This window comes from Paraburkholderia sp. BGA-UO-ETr-F21 (assembly GCF_059567925.1).
In genome coordinates, this window is the sequence record NZ_JCAQOY010000021.1 from 24610 (window position 1) to 42695 (window position 18086).

At 64.5% G+C, this 18086-nt stretch carries 15 protein-coding genes; 6 read left to right on the forward strand and 9 right to left on the reverse strand.

Going from position 1 to position 18086, the window contains the following annotated elements; genetic code table 11:
- Positions 1 to 2 precede the first annotated feature (2 nt).
- A complete protein-coding gene (gene mdcA, locus AC57B1_RS14305) occupies positions 3 to 1685 on the reverse strand; it encodes a malonate decarboxylase subunit alpha (RefSeq protein WP_496417820.1) in 1683 nt (560 codons plus the stop codon).
- A gap of 9 nt (positions 1686 to 1694) precedes the next feature.
- Positions 1695 to 2468 carry a GntR family transcriptional regulator gene (locus AC57B1_RS14310; RefSeq protein ID WP_496417843.1) on the reverse strand — a complete coding sequence of 258 codons (774 nt, stop codon included), beginning with the start codon at positions 2466 to 2468 and terminating at the stop codon, positions 1695 to 1697.
- Between the two features lie 181 nt (positions 2469 to 2649).
- Between AC57B1_RS14310 and AC57B1_RS14315 the strand changes: the two genes are divergently transcribed.
- A complete protein-coding gene (locus tag AC57B1_RS14315) occupies positions 2650 to 3948 on the forward strand; it encodes an MFS transporter (RefSeq protein WP_496417844.1) in 1299 nt (432 codons plus the stop codon).
- A gap of 163 nt (positions 3949 to 4111) precedes the next feature.
- Here AC57B1_RS14315 and AC57B1_RS14320 read toward each other — a convergent pair whose 3' ends face one another.
- On the reverse strand, positions 4112 to 5035 hold the full coding sequence (locus AC57B1_RS14320) for a DMT family transporter (RefSeq protein WP_408184899.1): 924 nt from the start codon (positions 5033 to 5035) through the stop codon (positions 4112 to 4114).
- A gap of 102 nt (positions 5036 to 5137) precedes the next feature.
- Here AC57B1_RS14320 and AC57B1_RS14325 point away from each other — a divergent pair, with 102 nt between their 5' ends.
- Complete coding sequence (locus AC57B1_RS14325; RefSeq protein ID WP_496417821.1) at positions 5138 to 6019, forward strand: LysR family transcriptional regulator; 882 nt, start codon at positions 5138 to 5140, stop codon at positions 6017 to 6019.
- A 91-nt stretch (positions 6020 to 6110) separates the two neighbouring features.
- Here AC57B1_RS14325 and AC57B1_RS14330 read toward each other — a convergent pair whose 3' ends face one another.
- From AC57B1_RS14330 to AC57B1_RS14355, 6 genes are all read right to left on the reverse strand, one after another.
- Positions 6111 to 7169, reverse strand: a complete 1059-nt coding sequence (locus AC57B1_RS14330) for an ABC transporter ATP-binding protein (protein ID WP_496417822.1) — start codon at positions 7167 to 7169, stop codon at positions 6111 to 6113.
- 28 nt (positions 7170 to 7197) lie between these two features.
- Positions 7198 to 8802 carry an ABC transporter permease gene (locus AC57B1_RS14335; RefSeq protein WP_408349396.1) on the reverse strand — a complete coding sequence of 535 codons (1605 nt, stop codon included), beginning with the start codon at positions 8800 to 8802 and terminating at the stop codon, positions 7198 to 7200.
- The gene (locus AC57B1_RS14340; RefSeq protein ID WP_496417823.1) at positions 8803 to 9834 is read right to left on the reverse strand and encodes an iron ABC transporter substrate-binding protein; all 1032 of its coding nucleotides are present in this window, start codon (positions 9832 to 9834) and stop codon (positions 8803 to 8805) included.
- Between the two features lie 61 nt (positions 9835 to 9895).
- Positions 9896 to 11203 (reverse strand): iron uptake transporter deferrochelatase/peroxidase subunit, encoded by a 1308-nt coding sequence (gene efeB / locus AC57B1_RS14345; RefSeq protein WP_408349399.1) that lies wholly within the window; start codon positions 11201 to 11203, stop codon positions 9896 to 9898.
- A gap of 37 nt (positions 11204 to 11240) precedes the next feature.
- A complete protein-coding gene (locus tag AC57B1_RS14350; protein ID WP_496417824.1) occupies positions 11241 to 12416 on the reverse strand; it encodes an NHL repeat-containing protein in 1176 nt (391 codons plus the stop codon).
- A gap of 100 nt (positions 12417 to 12516) precedes the next feature.
- Complete coding sequence (locus tag AC57B1_RS14355) at positions 12517 to 14040, reverse strand: carbohydrate porin (RefSeq protein ID WP_408349405.1); 1524 nt, start codon at positions 14038 to 14040, stop codon at positions 12517 to 12519.
- A gap of 336 nt (positions 14041 to 14376) precedes the next feature.
- Here AC57B1_RS14355 and AC57B1_RS14360 point away from each other — a divergent pair, with 336 nt between their 5' ends.
- From AC57B1_RS14360 to AC57B1_RS14375, 4 genes are all read left to right on the forward strand, one after another.
- Entirely contained in the window at positions 14377 to 15060 is a 684-nt protein-coding gene (locus AC57B1_RS14360) for a hypothetical protein (protein ID WP_091802166.1), read from the forward strand.
- A 227-nt stretch (positions 15061 to 15287) separates the two neighbouring features.
- The gene (locus tag AC57B1_RS14365) at positions 15288 to 16124 is read left to right on the forward strand and encodes an arylamine N-acetyltransferase family protein (protein ID WP_496417825.1); all 837 of its coding nucleotides are present in this window, start codon (positions 15288 to 15290) and stop codon (positions 16122 to 16124) included.
- A gap of 12 nt (positions 16125 to 16136) precedes the next feature.
- The gene (locus AC57B1_RS14370; RefSeq protein WP_496417826.1) at positions 16137 to 16817 is read left to right on the forward strand and encodes a methyltransferase family protein; all 681 of its coding nucleotides are present in this window, start codon (positions 16137 to 16139) and stop codon (positions 16815 to 16817) included.
- A 273-nt stretch (positions 16818 to 17090) separates the two neighbouring features.
- A complete protein-coding gene (locus AC57B1_RS14375) occupies positions 17091 to 17951 on the forward strand; it encodes a transporter substrate-binding domain-containing protein (RefSeq protein WP_091802157.1) in 861 nt (286 codons plus the stop codon).
- Positions 17952 to 18086 lie beyond the last annotated feature (135 nt).

Below are 18086 nucleotides of genomic sequence, written 5' to 3' on the forward strand. Positions count from 1 at the left end.
GCTTACCAGCTCCTGAAGCGCGCCGGCGGTTCGTACAACCCACCCGACCACGTCACCAGATCGTCGATGCTACGTGCCGCCAGCAGCGAGCGCTTGGCCTCGCCGCGACGAATGCCGAGATCCTCGGGATACGCGACGATGCCGCGCCGGCGCAGCTCCGCGGTCTTCTCCGGTTTGGCGCGCAGCCCGATTGGCGTCACGCCGGCCACCGCGGCGATCGCCGCGCGCCGCTCGTCGATACCTTCGGCCTTATGCAGATGCGCAATGCCTTCCTCGGTGACGACATGGCTGACGTCGTCGCCGTAGATCATCACGGGCGCGATCGGCATGCCGCTTTTCGCGCCGACCGCGACGGCGTCGAGTTCATCGACGAAGGTCGGCTCGCCGCCTTTCTTGTAGGTCTCGGCCATTTGCACGACGAGCTTGTGGCCACGCGACACCGGGCCCTGATCGCGCAGCAGCTTGAGCCACGCTTCGCTCGAATGACGCCGGCCGCGCGGATCGTGGCCCATGTTCGGCGCGCCGCCGAACCCGGCCAGACGCCCCCTCGTGACGGTGGACGAATTCGCGTCCGCATCGATTTGCAAGGTCGAGCCGATGAACAGATCGACACCGTATTGCCCGGCGAGCTGGCAAAGCACGCGGTTCGAACGCAGGCTGCCGTCGTTACCGGTGAAGAAAACGTCGGGACGCGCCTCGATATACGCCTCCATGCCCACTTCGCTGCCGAAACAATGAATGCTGTCGACCCAGCCCGATTCGATCGCGGGAATCATGGTCGGATGTGGATTGAGCGTCCAGTTGCGGCAGATCTTGCCCTTCAGGCCGAGCGACTCGCCGTAAGTGGGCAGCAGCAATTCGATCGCGGCCGTGTCGAAACCAATACCGTGATTCAGCGATGTCACGCCGTACGGTTCGTAGATGCCGCGAATCACCATCATGGCGGTGAGCACCTGCAGGTCGCCGATATGGCGAGGATCGCGCGTGAACAGCGGCTCGACGGCGAACGGCCGGTCCGCCTGCACGACCACGTCGACCCATGAGCCCGGAATGTCGACGCGCGGCAATTCGTCGACGATCTCGTCGACCTGAACGATCACGATGCCATGACGGAAGGCGGCCGCCTCGGCGATGGTCGGCGTGTCTTCGGTATTCGCGCCGGTGTACAGATTGCCGTGACGGTCGGCCTTTTCCGCGCACAGCAGCGCGACGTGCGGCGTCAGATCCACGAACATGCGCGCGTACAACTCGACATACGTATAGATCGCGCCGATTTCCAGCTGGCCGTCTTCGAGCAGTTGCGCGACCCGCAGGCTTTGCGGCCCGGCGAACGAGAAGTCGACTTTATGCGCGATGCCGCGCTCGAACAGCGTCAGATGCTCTGGACGGCCAATGCTCGAAATTAGCAGATGCACGTCGTGAATCTTTTGCGGATCGACCTTGGCGAACGAACGCGACAGGAAATCGGCCTGTTTCTGGTTGTCGCCTTCGAGGGCGACGCGGTCGCCTGGCTGAATCAGCGTTTCGAGGGCATCGACGATACGGTTCGACGGCAGCACGCCGTCTTCCAGCCAGGGTGCGATGGCGGCGAGGCGGCGGTTCTTTTCGTCGCGGCGCGTGGTCCACGAACGGGCGGCGGTGGGGGGCGACACTGCGGACGCAGCGGCTTGGGCGGGTCGGTTCATCGGCTTCTCTCAGCTCCCGGTGGCGGCGCGCGGGCGTCTGCCGCGCGGCTTGGGTTGATTCGCTAGCGCGGCTTCAGCCTGCGCGCGCTCGGTCAAAAAACGATAAAGCAGGTCGCCCGTGCCCAGCAGATGCGCGACAACCAACGCCTGCGCGGTGGGCACGTCGCGGCGTTGCACGGCGTCGAGCAGGGCGGCGTGTTCATTGTCGGACTCGCCCTTGTACGACGGCAAGCCGAACTTCAGGCGTAGATATCTTTCGCCGCGCCGGTGCAGCGTACCGATCATGTCGGCAAGCTGCGGACGCGCCGCGGGCGCGTACAGGCTCATGTGAAACGCCACATTGCGCTCGACATACAGCGAAGGGTCGGCTTCGCGTTCGGCGGCGCGGCACAGACCGGCGCTTTCGCGCAGCGTGGCGGCGGTGTGATGGGGAATCGCAAGACCGATCGCAAGGCTTTCCAGCGCCGAGCGGATCTCGTAGATCTCGCGCGCTTCTTCCGCCGACAAAGGGGCGACGGTCGCGCCTTTGTGTACAGCGGCTTTGGCCCAACCCTCGCTTTCCAACTGCCGCAAGGCCTCGCGCACGGGAATTGCGCTGACTGAGAAATGCCGCGCGATCGCGTCTTGGCGCAGCGGCGCGCCAGGCGCCAGCGTGCCGTTGACGATCGCCGCGCGCAGCGCCTGCGCGATCAGGTGGGACGTGCTCTCACGCGGCGCGGCCGCAGGTAAAAGCGGGCTTTGCGCCGGGGCGTCCAGGGGAAAACCATCTATTGCATCGCTCATAATATTAAATATTATATATAAAAAGACGCAAATTACAGACGGGCAAACCCGCAAAAGATTTTTGCCGTTCTGCTCGCCAATGCTTCTGACCGGTCGTGCATGGACGCCGTCAGGTCATCACAAACGCGTCATCTCGCGTCGTTGCCGTTACGCACATTAACCGTTGGGCCGGAGGAGCATGATGAGTTCACTAACCGACCGCACGTCGGTCACGCGGCGTCGCACGCCGCTCAATCGTTCGCAGATCGCAGGCTTCTGGGGAGCGTGGGCAGGCTGGACGCTCGACGGGATGGACTCGTTCATCTATGCGCTCGTGCTGACGCCGGCGTTGACCGAACTGCTGCCGCGCTCGGGTTATGCTGCGACGCCGGCGAACGTCGGCCTCGCCGGTTCGATCCTGTTCGCGCTGTTTCTGGTCGGCTGGGGGCTGTCGTTCATCTGGGGGCCGCTCGCCGACCGCTACGGCCGCACCAAGGTATTGGCCGGCACGATCTTCACGTTCGCGATTTTCACGGGCCTCGCGGCGACCTCGCACAACGTGTGGGAACTCGGCATCTATCGTTTCATTGCCGGCGTCGGCATCGGCGGCGAGTGGGCGCTGGCCGGGACGTATGTGGCGGAGGCGTGGCCGGAAGATCGCCGCAAGATGGGCGCCGGTTATCTGCAGACGGGGTACTACGCCGGTTTCTTCCTCGCTGCGGCGCTGAATTACACGGTCGGCGTGCATTACGGCTGGCGCGCGATGTTCCTGACCGGCGCGGTGCCCGTGGTGGTCGCGATTCTGATCCTGCTGCGCGTGAAAGAGTCGGAGAAGTGGCAGAAGGCCGAGGCGCGCACCGTGCGCACCAAACCGCTGCGCGAGATCATGGGACCGGCGTATCGGCGCCGCACCTGGGTGGCCTGCATTCTGCTGACGATTGCCATCATCGGGTTGTGGGCCGGTGCGGTGTACGAACCGTCCGCCGTGATTCAACTGGCGACCAAGGCCGGCATGGCCAAGAACGACGCGATCAGAACGGCCTCGCTGGCCACGGGCTTGTTGTCCATCGCGACGATCCTCGGCTGTCTCGCGTTGCCGCCGCTAGCCGAGCGCATCGGCCGCAAGAAGACGCTGGCGATCTACTTCTTCGGCATGGCGATCGCGATCGTCGGCAGTTTCGGCTGGGCGTTTTATTTGCCTAACGGTCTCGCGCCGTTCATTGCGTGGCTGTTCGTGCTGGGATTCTTTGGCGGCAATTTCGCGCTGTTCAGCTTGTGGCTGCCGGAGCAGTTCGAAACACGGGTGCGCGCGACGGCGTTTGCGTTCTGCACGTCGTTCGGGCGGTTCGTCGGCGCGGGCGTCAATTTTCTGCTCGGCGCGGCAGTGCTGCATATGCATACGCTCGGCGTGCCGGTGGCGCTGACGGCGCTGGCGTTTATCGTCGGCCTGTTCGTGATTCCGTTTGCGCCGGAGACGAAGGGCGAGGTGTTGCCGCAGTGATCTGGCGGCCTGGCTGAGTGAAGCTGGCCTCGCGCATGATTGCGTGTGGTCAGCCTTCGCAAGGGCGGTTCAATCGTCGGATCGTCGGCATGCATCTCATTCTGTGAAACTAATTCGGCATCCAGATGAAGTGGGTTGCGAACCTCTCCCAGGTTACCGGCGATTAATCGCACGAATGCCGTCGCGCCCGTCCACCCGGCCGCAGCAACGAAAGCAGCGGCCACCCGAGATTGACCCCCAGACTCGCGACCACGATCAACGCCATGCCGGCAAGCTGCGGCATCGATAAGGCCCGCCCGTACACAACGGCATCCACCAGGATCGCCGTCAACGGGTACACGAACAGCAACACGGCAATGATCGGCGTGCTCAGCTTGGGCAACGCGCCGTAAATCAGCACATACGACAGTCCCGTATGCAGCACGCCCATGCCGACCAGCCAGAACCACTGCATCGGGCCGATATGCTCAGCGGTGAGCGGCGCAATGAACGGCAGGCACACGACGCCCACCGCACACTGCGCGAGCGTCAGCAGATGCGGCCGCAAATCGCCGAGTCCCTTGGCGATCACCGTGACGCTCGCATACAGCACCGAACCCGCGAGCGCTTCACCAATGCCGATCAGATAGCTCGTGTGGCCTTGCAGATGCTCAGTGGCCGCAACGCCCGACGCGAGCACGAGTCCCACGAAGGCAGTCGCAATCCATCCGAGCCGGTCCACGCCAAGTCGCTCGTTGAACAACGCCGCGCCCATCAGCACGACCCAGAACGGCTGCACGTGAAATACCACGGTAGCGACCGCGATGCTGGTGCGATGAATCGCATCGAAGAACCCGACCCACTGCGTGACCATCAGCACGCCCGAGATCAGCGCGAGCGCGACGGTGCGTCGTGTGAAATGCGCGTGCGTGAAGAAGCCTTTCCAGGCGCAATACGCGGCGAGCGCGAGAAAGCCGAACAGGCAGCGAAAGAACACCAGCGTCAGCGCGCCGAGCCGCGCTTCCTCGACGAAGATCCCGATGGTGCCCATCAACAGCCCGCCGCTGGCCAGCGTGATGGCGCCTTGTTGGCGTTGGGTGAGGGACATGCGCAGCGGTCTCCGTGATGGTATGTCGCGAGTATTGCGCGGCTTGCACGGTACCGACAAACGAATTAAATTGAGCAATTCCATAAGCTGAATTGATAAATCATGCACCCGGAATTCGACGTCGATCTGTTGCGCACTTTCGTCGCGGTGGTGGAAACGGGCAGCTTCACGAAGGCGTCGGCGACCGTGCATCGTTCGCAGGCGGCCGTCAGCATGCAGATCAAGCGGCTCGAAACCATGCTCGGCACGACGCTGTTCGCCCGCAATACGCGCAATCTGTCGCTCACGCGGCCGGGCAATACGCTGCTCGAATACGCGCGGCGCGTGCTGGCGCTGCATGAGGAGGCGTGGTCGGCGATCGTGCGGCCCGAGGTCACCGGGCGCGTAGTGCTCGGTGCGCCGGACGATTACGTGTCCTCGTTGCTGTCGCCCGTATTGCGGCGTTTTTCGAATCTGTATCCGCATGTGGAGATCGAAATCGTCTGCGCGCAGAGCACCTCGCTCGCGCCGATGCTGGCCGACAATAAGATCGACCTCGCCTTCGTCACGCGCGACCGCAAGTTGCGCGGCGAATTCGTGCGCAGCGAGCCGAAGGTGTGGGTGGGGGCCTCCGTGGACACGCCGGTGCTGGCGGCGTCGCCGCTGCCGGTGGGACTTTACGAGCCGGGCTGCGTGGCGCGCCAGCATACGCTGGCCGCGCTGGACGGCGCGCGTATCCGCTATCGCGCGGCGTTCAGCAGCGCGAGCCTGATGGGGCTGGTGGCGACCGTGGATGCGGGGTTGTCGGTGATTGCGCTCACGCGTTGCAGCGTGCCGCCGCGCTTCGCGATTCTCGGTGAAGCGCAGGGCTTGCCGACCATCGCGCCGCTGGAAATCGTGGTGGCGCGCAGCGCCAAGTCGGATCGGCCGACGTGTGATTACCTGGCCGCGCAGATGGTGCAGGATTTGTCGGTGCGGCCTCAGTCGCGTGGGGCGGCCGCTTAACGGCGAGACGAGGTGACGGCGAGTCGAGTTGCCGAAGGCGGCTAAGTCCGCTAAGTCCGCCTTCGTACCTTCTGATGTTCAAACGCGGCGACTAGGCACGCGCGTAAGCCGTCACCTCGCCATCTACCGCGAGCCGGACCTGTTCGCCTGGCCGCGGGCAAAGATAACCCGGCACGCGCGCGCGGATCAGGGTTCGCGTGGCGGCGCGCAGTTGCAGCGCGACGCCTGCGTCCTGTCCCTGGAAGACCACTTCCGTGACGACCGCGTCATGCACCGTTGCGCCGTTGTGCAGCGTGTCTTCGGCGCGCAGCAGCCGGATCTGCTCGGGCCGCACCATCACATCGACAGCGCCTTCGCCTATCGGCCCGGACAGCGGCAATTCGCCCAGTTCGCAACTCACGCGGTTCTGACTGACCACGCCCGGCAACAACACCGCCTCACCGACGAACGACGCCAGCTCGCGCGTCACGGGCCGACGGTAGAGGTTTTCCGGCGTCGCCGTCTGGATCAGCCGGCCGTTCCACAACACGGCCACCTCATGCCCGAGCGACAACGCCTCGGATTGATCGTGCGTGACCAGCACGGCCGTCGCGCCGGTCGCGGCGAGCGCGCTCGCGACCGCTTGCCGGGTTTCGAGCCGCAACGCGGCATCGAGCGAGGAGAAAGGTTCGTCGAGCATCACCAGCGTGGGCGACGGCGCGAGCGCGCGCGCCAGCGCGACGCGTTGCTGCTGGCCGCCCGATAGCTGCTGTGGCGCGCGTTCGCCGAAGTTGGCCGGCAAGCCGACCAGCTCCAGCAACTCGCCCACGCGATGCCGCGCGCGGCGTTGCGCGCGCGGCAAGCCGAACACGATGTTCTCCGCCACGGACAGATGCGGAAACAGCGCGCCTTCTTGCGGCACGTAGCCGATATGGCGCTGTTCCGACGGCACATGCAGACCGTCGCCGGCCACGCGGCGGCCGTCGATTTCGACACTGCCGCCATCCGCGCGTTCGAAACCGCACAAGAGGCGCAGCAGCGTGGTCTTGCCGCTACCCGACGGACCCAGCAGCGCCAGCAGCGTGCCGCGCTCGACCGAAAGATCGATGCCGTGCAGCACCGGTTGACCGTCGAAAGATTTTTGCAGCCCGCGGATACGAAGTTCGCTCATGACAATCCGATGGTAAAAGCGCGGCGCGTCAGCCGCGTTCGCCGAGTAGCGCCGACTTGCCGAGCAGCGCGAACAGCAGGCCCGAGGCGAACAGCGAAATGCCGGTGAGCAGCGCCGCGTACGGCGCCGCCGCGGCGAACGCCATGGTCGAGGTGTCGGCCCAGACCTGGGTGGCGAGCGTTTGCGTGTCGAGCGGGGAGAGCAGCAGCGTCGCGTTCAGTTCGGTGACGACCGAGATGAACACCATCGCTGCGGCCGCGCCGAGTCCGGGCGCCGCCAGCGGCAGCACCACGCGAAACAGCGTTTGCGACCAGTTCAGGCCGAGTGCGCGTGCGGTCTCCTCGAGCCGCGGCTGCGCCTGCATGAAGGCGGCGCGCACGCTGACCAGCGCCACCGGCATGAACAGCATCGCGTAGGCGATCACCAGCAGTGTCGCGCTCTGATAGAGCGGTTGCAGCACGTGGACCGCGAGCGACACGATCGCCAGTGCGATCACGAGACCCGGCACGCCTTGCGCGAGAAACACCGTGCGTTCGAACAGCGTCGCGAAACGGGTCGGATAGCGCACCAGCAGGAACGCGAGCGGCACGACCAGCAGCGTGGTCAGCAACGCGGCGGCCAGACCGAAACCGAGCGACGAGAGCGTCGCATTGAACAGCAGTTCGGGCGACACGTCGGCCGGCGTGACGGCAGCCGCGCCCGGTTGTGTGAGCCAGTAGCCGATCATGCCGAGCGGCACGCCGAGCGTAGTGAGCGACAGCAGCGCAAAGCCGCCGACGACGATCCAGCGCCACACTCCGAGGTCGTAGCGCAACACCGCGCGGCGGGTGCCGCGATCCACGCGTTCATAACGCGCCGCGCCGCGCACGCGGAACTCGAATGCCAGCACGATCAGGCAGATCACGATCAGCAGGCATGCGAGCAGCGACGCGCCGCCGCCATCGAAACTGGTGCGGAATTCCGCGTAGATCTGCGTGGTGAACGTGTGAAAACGCAGCAGTGTGAACGCACCGAACTCGGACAGCACGCCGAGCGCGACCAGCAGCATGCCGCCGAGCAACGCGGGACGCAGTTGCGGCAGCACTACACGAATGAAGGTGGTCCAACGGTTGCAGCCGAGTGCGCGCGCGCTTTCTTCGAGCGCGGGATCCATGCCGCGCAGCGCGGCGGCGACCGGCAGATAGACGAGCGGAAAATACGCGCAGGTGAGCACGAGCAGCGCGCCCGCGAAGTCCTGCAAATCCAGGCTCAGCGACACCCATGCATAGCTCGAGATAAAGGCCGGCATGGCGAGCGGCGCGGCGCTCAACACGGCCCACGCGCGGCGTCCCGGCAAGTGCGTGCGTTCGACGAACCACGCGGCAGCCGTGCCGACCACCGCGGAGACCAGCGTGGTCGAGACTGTGATCATCAGCGTGTTGATCAGCAGTTCGCCGACCAGCGGACGGAAGATCAGATCGATCGCCTCGGCCGCGCCGAAGCTCGCGGCACGCCAGAACGTCAACGCGATCGGCAGCAATACCAGCAAAGCGCTCAGTGCCGCCGCCGCGAACAGGCCACGCGGCGCGCGCGGACGGGCGCGCGCCGGCGCAGTGGGGACAACCGGCGGGCCGGCTGACAATGCTTCGCTCATTTACAGGAGGCCTGCCTGGCGCAGCAGCTTGCCGGCCTGGCTGTCGTCGCCGAGTTGCTGGATGGTCAGCGGCGGCGGGCTCAGTTCAGCGAACGGTTTGAGAATCGGGTCAGGCGCGACACCTGCGTGCAGCGGATATTCGAACATGACGTGGCTATTCGCCATCAACTGCTGCGCGCGGTCGCTGACCAGGTACGCGAGAAACTTCTGGGCGCCGTCCGTGTTGTGCGCGGACTTCAGCACCGCGGCGCCCGACACGTTCACGGCCGCGCCGGCGTCGCCGTTGCTGAAGTGATAGATCGCGCTGCGGGTTTTGCCGTCGCCGAGTTCGGCATGCAGGCGCGCCCAGTAGTAGTTGTTGATCAGTCCGGTCGCGACACCGCCGCGGTTCACTGCGGCGACCACGCCTTCGTCGTCGTCGAAAATCTGCGCGTTGGCTTTCAGGCCCTTGAGCCACTGCACCGTTTGCGCCTCGCCCTTCAACGCGAGCACCGCGGAGACGAGCGGCAGGAAGTCACCGTCGCTCGGGGCAATGCCGATCTTGCCTTTCCATTCCGGCTTGGCGAGATCGAACAGCGATTGCGGCAGTTGCGATGCCTGCACCTTGGTGGTGTTATAGGCGAGCACGTTTTCACGCGCGGTCACCGCGACCCATGCGCCGCTCGGCGAACTGAAGCGCGCCGGCACGGTGGCGAGCGTCGAGGCGTCCACCTTGTTCAGCAGGCCTTTCTCTTCGAGCAGCATCAGCTCGGGCGAGTTTTCCGTGAAGTACACGTCGGCGGGCGTGGCGGCGCCTTCGGCGACGATCTGCGCGGCCATGGCCGGGCCTTCGCCGTTGCGGATCTTCACCGAAATGCCCGACTGCTTTTCGAAGTCCTTGGCGAGCAGATTGACGACCTGCTCGTGCTGCGCGTTATACAGCGTGATCGACGCGGCGTGCGCCGCCGACGGCACCGTCGCGAAAGCGGCCAGGGTGAGCGCGGCCGCGCTGCTCAGAACACGCAGACGAGTGCCAAACCAGTTGTAAGCCATGATCCAGAAATCCGTTTTGATGTGATAGTTGATTTGTGTTTTGCCGACTGAGCGGCTCGCATTACGCCTCGAACAATCCCGCGCCGATATACGAACCCGGCTTCGCGCCCGGCGGCACGGCGAAAATCGCGCTGCCTACGTGCGTCGTGAACTGGTTCATCATGTCGAACTTCGCGAGCTTGTCGTTGATCGGAATGAAGCCGGTGCGCGGGTCGCCCTGATGCGCGATGAAAATGAGGCCCGCGTCGTATTCGGTTTCCTGGCGCCATGGCGGCCAGCGCTCGATGTAGAAGTTCGTGCCGTCGTTATACGAGTACGAACGCCGCAGAATCTGCGCGCCGTTGTTGCTCGCCTGATTCGACAGACGCACGTGCGAGTTCTCCGGAATCACCGGATTGCCGTCCTTGTCCTCTTCCTTCAGGTCCACGGCGTCGAACTCGTTCTTCTTGCCGATCGGCGCGCCGCTGTACTTGTGGCGCCCGAATACCTGTTCCTGAAAGTCCAGCTCGGTGTTGTCCCAGTGCTCCAGCGTGATGCGGATGCGTCGCACGACGGTGTAGGTGCCGCCTTCCATCCACGGCGCGTCGGCGCTGGCGCCGGCCCACACGAATTCGTTCATCAACTGCGGCTTCGCGGTGGACGGATTGTTGGTGCCGTCCTTGAAGCCCATCAGATTGCGCGGCGTCTGACCGCGCGGACCCGACAGGAAACCGGACTGGCCCCAGCGCATCGCCGCCGTGCCGTAAGCGAGACGCGCCAACTGCCGGACCGCGTGAAACGCGACCTGCTGATCGTTCGCGCAGGCCTGAATGAACAGATCGCCGCCGGTTTTTTCCTTGATCAACTGGTCGCCGTTAAAACGCGGCAGATCGACGAGCGCGGCGGGGCGGCGCGCGGCGAGGCCGTAGCGATCCTTGCCTTCATGCGTGAATAGACCGGGGCCGAAACCGAAGGTGATCGTCAGGCCGCAGGGGCCGAGGCCGAGCACATCGCCGGAATCGGGCGCGGCCTGGTTGTCGCCGGCGTCGCCGGTCGCCAGCGGCGCGGCCGTGCCGCCTTGCGTGAGACGCGCGGCCGCGTCGGTCCACGCGCGCAGCAGCGCGATCACGTCGTCACGTTTCTCGGTGGTCAGATCGAGCGCGGCGACGTAGGTGTGGCTTTGCTGCGGTGTGACGATGCCGCCCTGATGCGCGCCGTAGAACGGCTCGACGGCCAGTTGCGGATCGACGGGGGCATGCGCCTGCGTTCTGGCGAGCGCGCTCTGCGGCGCGGCCAGACCCGCGCCGAGGCTCGCGCCGGCGGCGACCGCGGCGCCGCCCGCCTTGAGAAACCCGCGCCGTGAAGGCCGCGGGGGGTGATCGTTTGCCATGGTTACTTCACCTTCATTTGGCGTTGGAACATTGAAATCACTTCGCGAGCACGAGCGTGTTCACGTCGTCCTGCACGTAGTAGAAGCCGTCGCCTTCAGGTGTCATTGCGAGGCCGAACAGGTCGCCGTTGCCCGGCGGCGATTGCGCCTTGTCGGTGTCGATCCAGCGCGCGTAAATCTGCTTGCCGCTCGCCGGATCGATTTCGACGATCTGGCCGTTCAGCGCATTGGTCACGAGCAGGTGGCCGTTAGGCGCGGTGACCATGGCGAGCGGGCGGTGCAGCAGGCCGTCGGCGGTCAGTTGACGGCCGACGCCCGCGCTCGTGTCGCGCGTCATCGGTTCGTCGATTTCGGTGATGCGGTTGCCGATCGCGTCGGACACGTAGAGCAGTTTCTGATCGGCCGAAAGCGCGAGGCCGGTGGGGCCGACGAGGAACACGCCCTTATCCGCCTGCGCGCCGAAGTTGCTGCCCACCACCGTTTCTTTCTTGACGACGGGCGGTTTGCCGGCCGGCACGTCGAGATCCAGGCGCAGCACGGTGGCCTGCTTGAATACCGGCGGATTGCCGTCCGCGCCGCCCACGCCGAAGCCTGCGTTGCTGACGAACAGCGTCGCGCTGGTGCCGTTGTCGACGACCGCCATGTTGCCCCACGGGTCATTGATGTTCGGGCTCGTGATGGTCGAGGCGACCTTGCCTTGCGGATCGAGCACGATCAGGCAGCCGGCGCCCTTGGTGCCCGTGGTGCCGTCGTTGCTCGGCGTGCTGCCGACGATCACGTAGCCGGACTTGAGCATCGTCATCGCGGTCGACAGGCCGATGCCGCCCGGGCATTCCTTCAGATCGCGCGGCACCGTGGCGAACACCGTCATCTCTTTGGTGTCCGGGTGATAGTTGATGATCGTGCTGCCGGTGCCCTGCAGATTGGTCGAGTTGTTGAAGTTGCCGACCAGCACGTCACCTTGTTTGACGGTGCCCGCCGTGACCGGCGCGACCACCACGGCGTACGGATTCTGGTCGCCGTTGCCCGGCACGGTATTGATCAGCGTGGTGTGATGCTTGACGGTTTCGAGGAAGCCTTGCGGCTCGGCCTGCGCGCTGCCGGCCGTCGCGAATGCGGCCACGCTGACAGCGGCGGCGATCAAAGGCCGTGCAAGCGGCCATGCGAGGGCCCGCGTGGCGCGCCGCGAAAACTTGCGCGTGGGGTTGTTCACGATTGAGCCTCCGTGCCTGCGCACAAAGCGGTGATTGCGGTCATGATCGAAAGCATGGAATTCGATGTGTCGGTAGCGTGTGAGTTGGGCGCGAACGTCATCAGAAATTGATGTTGGTTCGAACGCCGATAACGAACGTGTTACGCAGCGGCTGGGTCGGATCGTTCGGATTCTGGCCGGCGCCGGCGTTGAACGTGTATTGCGCGTCGGCTTGCAGTTGCCACCACGGATTGACCTGATACTGATAGGTCGCCTCGAGCGTGGTTTCACTGGTGCGTATGCCGTACGGGCTATTGCTGAATGCGCGCGCATCCGTATCGAGCCCGTTCACGTGATTGCCGACCTTGATGTACGTGAGCGCGAGGCCGACGCTATCGTTGTCGCGGCCGGCGAACGGCGCTTTCATGACTACGCCGAGGTTGGCGGCGAGGCTCACCAGGTTGCGGTCACCGGGCGCGCCCATCACGCGGGCAAATACGCCGATGCTGCGCGCTTCGTCCGGGTCCGGACGCCAGATCATCTGATCGGCCACGGCGTAGAAGCTGTAGTCGCCGTGATGGTTCTGCGCGACGCCGCTCGTCGCCGGATTCGCGAGCGACAAGCCGGTGTTGTCGTAGCGCTGATCCGCGAAGCTGCCGTTGTTGTACCAGACACCGAGCTTGTAGGTGCCCGGCAAACCGCCGCCGCCCGCGCCGACCATTTCGCCGTCGGCCGGCTGGTTGATCGCGTACTGCAATTCGCCGATGAACAGCGTGCCGTTGTGCAGATTGAAGTTGGTGCCGCTCTTGTTGTCCGGGTTGTTGCCGAGCGGATCGCCGTCGAACACGCCGGCCAACGCGGTCAATGAAGGCGTGATCTGGCCGCGCACGCGCACGCCCAGATCGGACAACGGATACGCCGGGCCGCCGGACGGCATGTCGTACGAGGGCAGGGCGGGCCAGCCGAACATCGTGTTGACGAACAGCGCCGAGTACTGGCTCGTGATGAATTCCTGGTCGATACTTTGCTGACCGATCTTCACGTCGAGGCGCTTGTTCAGGAACGACTGCTGGTACCACAGTTCCCACAGGCGGGTGGCGTCATCCGCTTCGATGCCGCTCGCCGTATTCAGTGTGCCGAGCTTGTTGGCGCTGAGATTGGCGCCGTGAATCTGCAACGCGCTGACGTTGAAGAGGCCGCCCGGCAAGCCGAAGGCTTTTTGCGTGTCCAGTTGCACGGTGCCGGTCGTCAGGCCGTCGTAGTCGGCGCCACGCGCGAGACCGCCGCGCAGGTTGGCGAGCACTTCGCTGGTTTCGGTGAGCGTGAAGGTCACACCGTATTTGCCGAGCCACGGGCGCAAGCCGCCAATGTCGCCGAGCATCTGCTGTCGATTCCAGAAGCCGGTCCACTGGTTCGTCTGCGTCGCCTGAATCTTCAGGTCGGCCTCGGGCGCTTCCGGCGTGGCGTCGGGATTGGCTTCGGCCATCGCGGCGCCGGCAGTCAGCGACGCCCAGGCGAATGCCGTGCAAAGCGCGGCGCGCCGCAAGGAAGGCAACCGTGAACGGCACGCCGCCTTGGCGCGCGGCACGGAATCGCGAAACGGACGCGCCTTCGCGCCAGGTCCGTTGAATTCGGCGAACTTCATCGAAATCCTTATTGGTGTTGTATCGACTGATTTGAACCATCGCGGCGCGTCGGCGCGTGCCAGCGATTTTGCCGCATGGTTCGCGACACCCGTTGCAGCAGATGGCGAGATCGTACGCATGCGAAATGGGTGCGTCAACACAAATGAGAACGATTCGCATCAATATTACTGACTTATAACTTTGTTCTTTACGGGCTGCTATTGGATGGCATTTGCGTGTAATTCGAAGTGAATAAAGACGTAATGGAACCGTATGGATGTAGTCATATCGAACGCGTTCCGGGGTGTCGTGTCGAACTCGCACGAATACCCAAAACGCCCATTCAGGAGAGGGATATGAACAAACGCAAGATGTTGATTTCGCTGCTGGCGAGCAGCGGTTTGCTGGTGAGTGGCGCGTCGAATGCGCAATTGAATCTCAAACAGTTCGGTATAGGCGGCGGCGACAGTTCGGCGGGCGCCGGGGCGACGGCTTCGTCGGGCGGTGTCTCGCAGTTGTTGCAGACCTATGTAGGTGCGAACCAGCAGGTGCTCAGCGGCCAGTCGAGTCTTGCCTCCGCGATGGGCATGAGCAGCGCGGCGGGGCAGGCGCAGCAGGCGGCGGGATTGCTGAGCGGCGGCACGCCCTCGGTGAGTCAACTGACTCAGGTGGGCAGCACGCAGCAGTCGCTGTCGCAAACGCTGACGCAAGCCTTCGCGAGCCGGGCGAGCGGCAGTGCGTCGGCTACGCCGATCAACAAGGAGGCCTTCACGGAAGGGTTGTCGTCGCTGGGTAAAGGCGTGAGCCAATATTCCAGCTTGCAGTCGGGGCTCGGCAGCATCGGCCAGATGAGTCCGTCGTCGCTGCTGCAGTCCGGCATGAATCCGCAGACGGCGCAAAGCGCCTCTTACATCGCGCAATCGGCGCCGGGCCAGTTGCAATCGTTGATGTCCACGCTGAGTTCGGCCGTGCAGTTCGCGTCGAGCCACGGCATCAGCGTGCCGTCGATTGCCACCTCGGCGTTGAAGGGCGGGCAGTAAGGGGAAGTAGGCAGGCTCCATGCAACAAGCGGCCTCGGCGAAGCGCGCCGCCCTCGCACGGGCGGCGCGGGCCGCTGCCTACGAAAACAGGTAAGCAGCACGGCAGCGAGCGGGCCCTGAAAGCGGCTATGATCGATTTCCGAAACCGCTTGGCCGCAAATCACCGCACACAGCCGCACGCTGTTGCATAAGCGTCCGGCGCCCAAAACCATACCGGAACCCTGCCGATGCCGCACACAGTGAATCTGCAAAACTACTTCGCCCGCATAGGCTACGACGGTCCGCGCGCGGCCACGCTGGAAGTCTTGCAGGCGCTTCACCGGCTGCATCCGCGCGCGATCCCGTTCGAGAACCTGAACCCGCTCACGCGGCGCCCGGTGAAACTGGATCTTGAGGCGGTCGAGCGCAAACTCATCACCGAACGCCGCGGCGGCTACTGTTTCGAACAGAACGCGCTGTTCGCCGACGTGCTGCTTCAGTTGGGCTTCACGGTCACTCCGTTGCTCGGGCGCGTGCTGTGGGGCCGCGAATCTGACGCCGTTCCGCCGCGCACGCACATGGTGTTGCGCGTCGACATACGCGGCGAAGCCTGGATCGCGGACGTCGGCTTCGGCAGCGTGACGCTGACCGCGCCGCTGCGGCTGACCGCGGGACTCGCGCAGTCCACCGAACTCGGTACGTTCCGTCTTGCCGACGCATCGCGCGAGGCGCTCTATCTCGAAGTGCAGGCACGCGACGAAAGTTGGGCGCGCGTCTATCGCTTCGATCTGCATCCGGTCGAGTGGATCGATTACGAAACCTCGAACTGGTATACGTCGACATCGCCGGAAGCGATTTTTGCGAGCACGCTGATCGTGTGCCGTGTGCTGCCCGAAGCGCGGCTCGCGCTGCTCAACGATCAATTGAGCGAACGCGCCGCGGACGGCCGGCTCATCAGCGAGCGGCAGCTCGCGAGCGCCGCCGAACTCGCCGCGTGTCTGCGCGATCAGTTCGGCCTGAATACCGGTGAGATCGACATCGCCGAGATATTCGAGCGCGTGCGCACGCCGCCGAAAACCGCCTAGCAACGAACGGTCATGGTCGCGCGCCTCATTTTTCAAGCGGTGGTGTGGCTGCTCGGCATGGGCGCGCTGCTGTTCGGCGCGGCGGGCACCTTTGCGTGGCCGGCCGCGTGGTGGTACGTGATCGAGTTGGGCGTGCTGAGTCTATGGATCGGCTTGTGGCTCGCGCGTCATGATCCCGGTCTGCTCGCCGAGCGTCTGTCGCCTTTCGTTCAGGAGCAGCAAAGCCGCTGGGACCGCATATTCATGGTGGCCGTCGCGGTGGTGTGGTGCGGCTGGCTGGTTCTGATGGCGTTCGACGCGATGCGCTTTCATTGGACCGCGCCGCTGCCGGTCGCGCTGGTCAGCCTAGGCTCGCTGTGCGTGTTCCTTTGCCTCTTCATGTGCCGCTTTGTGTTTCAGGCCAATACTTATGCCGCGCCGGTCGTGAAGATCCAGGCAAGCCGGGGCCATAAGGTGATCGACACCGGCCTCTACGCGCATGTGCGTCATCCCATGTACGCCGCCGCGCTGCTGATGTTCGTCGGCACGCCTTTGCTGCTCGGGTCGTTGTGGGGACTCGCCCTCGTGCCTGTCATGGTGATCGGTATCGGCTGGCGCGCGGTGCGCGAGGAGCGCGTGCTGGCCGCGCAACTCGACGGTTACACGGACTACATGGCGCGCGTGCGTTATCGGTTCGTGCCGTTTATCTGGTGATGTGCATCGCGGCACCATCGCTGCGTATCAACCTGTCTAGACAAAACAAAAGGCGCACGCCGATGCGGCGACACGCGCCATCCGCATATCACACGTAAAAACTCCCCGAGAAGTCCCGTCGCACGGCATCGACTAGGGGCTTACCCGGTAATCCCGCCAATTTCCCGCAAATTGTCTTGCAGCGGCTTTTTGACTCATGCAGACTTGTCTATACAAATTAAACAGCAGTTAAACACTCGGTTCGACGGTTTCCTCAATCAAAGGAGTTTCGACGTGAAAGTGAAGCGCACGACGGCAGCAAAAGCATTGATCGGCGCCGTTATCGGCGCCGTGGCAATTTTCGCGGCACCGGTGCAGGCCAAAGACTGGAAGACAGTGACGATCGCGCTCGAAGGCGGCTACGCCCCGTGGAACCTGACCTTGCCAGGCGGCAAACTGGGCGGCTTCGAGCCTGAACTGGTCGCCAACCTGTGCGAGCGCATCAAGCTGCAATGCAACCTCGTGGCGCAAGACTGGGACGGCATGATTCCCGGCCTGCAGGCTGGCAAGTTCGATGTCCTGATGGATGCGATTTCGATTACGCCGGAGCGCGAGAAAATCATTGCCTTCTCGAAGCCGTACGCCGCGACGCCCGCCACGTTCGCCGTGGCCGACGCGAAGATTTTGCCCAAGGCCGCGCCGGGTGCCGGCGTCGTGAAGCTGTCGGGCGATCCGAAGGCCGACCAGCCGACCGTCGACGCGTTGCGCAAGCAGCTGAAGGGTAAGACCATCGGCATCCAGTCGGGCACGGTCTACACCAAGTTCATCAACGACGGCTTCAAGGACATCGCCACGATCCGCGTTTACAAGACTTCGCCCGAACGCGATCTGGATCTGGCCAACGGCCGCATCGACGCCTCGTTCGACGACGTGACGTACTACGCCGCCAACATCGACAAGAAAGAAACCGCGTCGATCGCGATGGCCGGCCCGAAGATCGGCGGCCCGATCTGGGGCCCGGGTGAAGGCCTGGCGTTCCGCAAGCAGGACGCCGATCTGAAAGCGAAGTTCGACACCGCGATCAGCGCCGCGCTTGCCGACGGCACCGTCAAGAAGCTCTCCAACAAGTGGTTCAAGACCGACGTCACGCCTTGATTTGGCGGGCGCCCCGAGCCTGTTGCTTCGCGCGAGGCAACAGCTGCGGGCGGCCCGGCGTTTTCCTGAGCGCGTTCGGAAGATGCGGCGCGCGCGACGGCCTCACTGCGCGAGCCGGCTGGTTCGGATCCGCCG

Bases quoted from the DNA above. Each gene is read 5' to 3' on its own strand.
- AC57B1_RS14325 (WP_496417821.1), top strand. From the start codon at position 5,138: ATGCACCCGGAATTCGACGTCGATCTGTTGCGCACTTTCGTCGCGGTG.
- AC57B1_RS14355 (WP_408349405.1), bottom strand. From the start codon at position 14,040: ATGAAGTTCGCCGAATTCAACGGACCTGGCGCGAAGGCGCGTCCGTTT.
- AC57B1_RS14330 (WP_496417822.1), bottom strand. From the start codon at position 7,169: ATGAGCGAACTTCGTATCCGCGGGCTGCAAAAATCTTTCGACGGTCAA.
- AC57B1_RS14340 (WP_496417823.1), bottom strand. From the start codon at position 9,834: ATGGCTTACAACTGGTTTGGCACTCGTCTGCGTGTTCTGAGCAGCGCG.
- AC57B1_RS14310 (WP_496417843.1), bottom strand. From the start codon at position 2,468: ATGAGCGATGCAATAGATGGTTTTCCCCTGGACGCCCCGGCGCAAAGC.
- mdcA (WP_496417820.1), bottom strand. From the start codon at position 1,685: ATGAACCGACCCGCCCAAGCCGCTGCGTCCGCAGTGTCGCCCCCCACC.
- efeB (WP_408349399.1), bottom strand. From the start codon at position 11,203: ATGGCAAACGATCACCCCCCGCGGCCTTCACGGCGCGGGTTTCTCAAG.
- AC57B1_RS14335 (WP_408349396.1), bottom strand. From the start codon at position 8,802: ATGAGCGAAGCATTGTCAGCCGGCCCGCCGGTTGTCCCCACTGCGCCG.
- AC57B1_RS14315 (WP_496417844.1), top strand. From the start codon at position 2,650: ATGAGTTCACTAACCGACCGCACGTCGGTCACGCGGCGTCGCACGCCG.
- AC57B1_RS14370 (WP_496417826.1), top strand. From the start codon at position 16,137: ATGGTCGCGCGCCTCATTTTTCAAGCGGTGGTGTGGCTGCTCGGCATG.
- AC57B1_RS14360 (WP_091802166.1), top strand. From the start codon at position 14,377: ATGAACAAACGCAAGATGTTGATTTCGCTGCTGGCGAGCAGCGGTTTG.
- AC57B1_RS14365 (WP_496417825.1), top strand. From the start codon at position 15,288: ATGCCGCACACAGTGAATCTGCAAAACTACTTCGCCCGCATAGGCTAC.
- AC57B1_RS14320 (WP_408184899.1), bottom strand. From the start codon at position 5,035: ATGTCCCTCACCCAACGCCAACAAGGCGCCATCACGCTGGCCAGCGGC.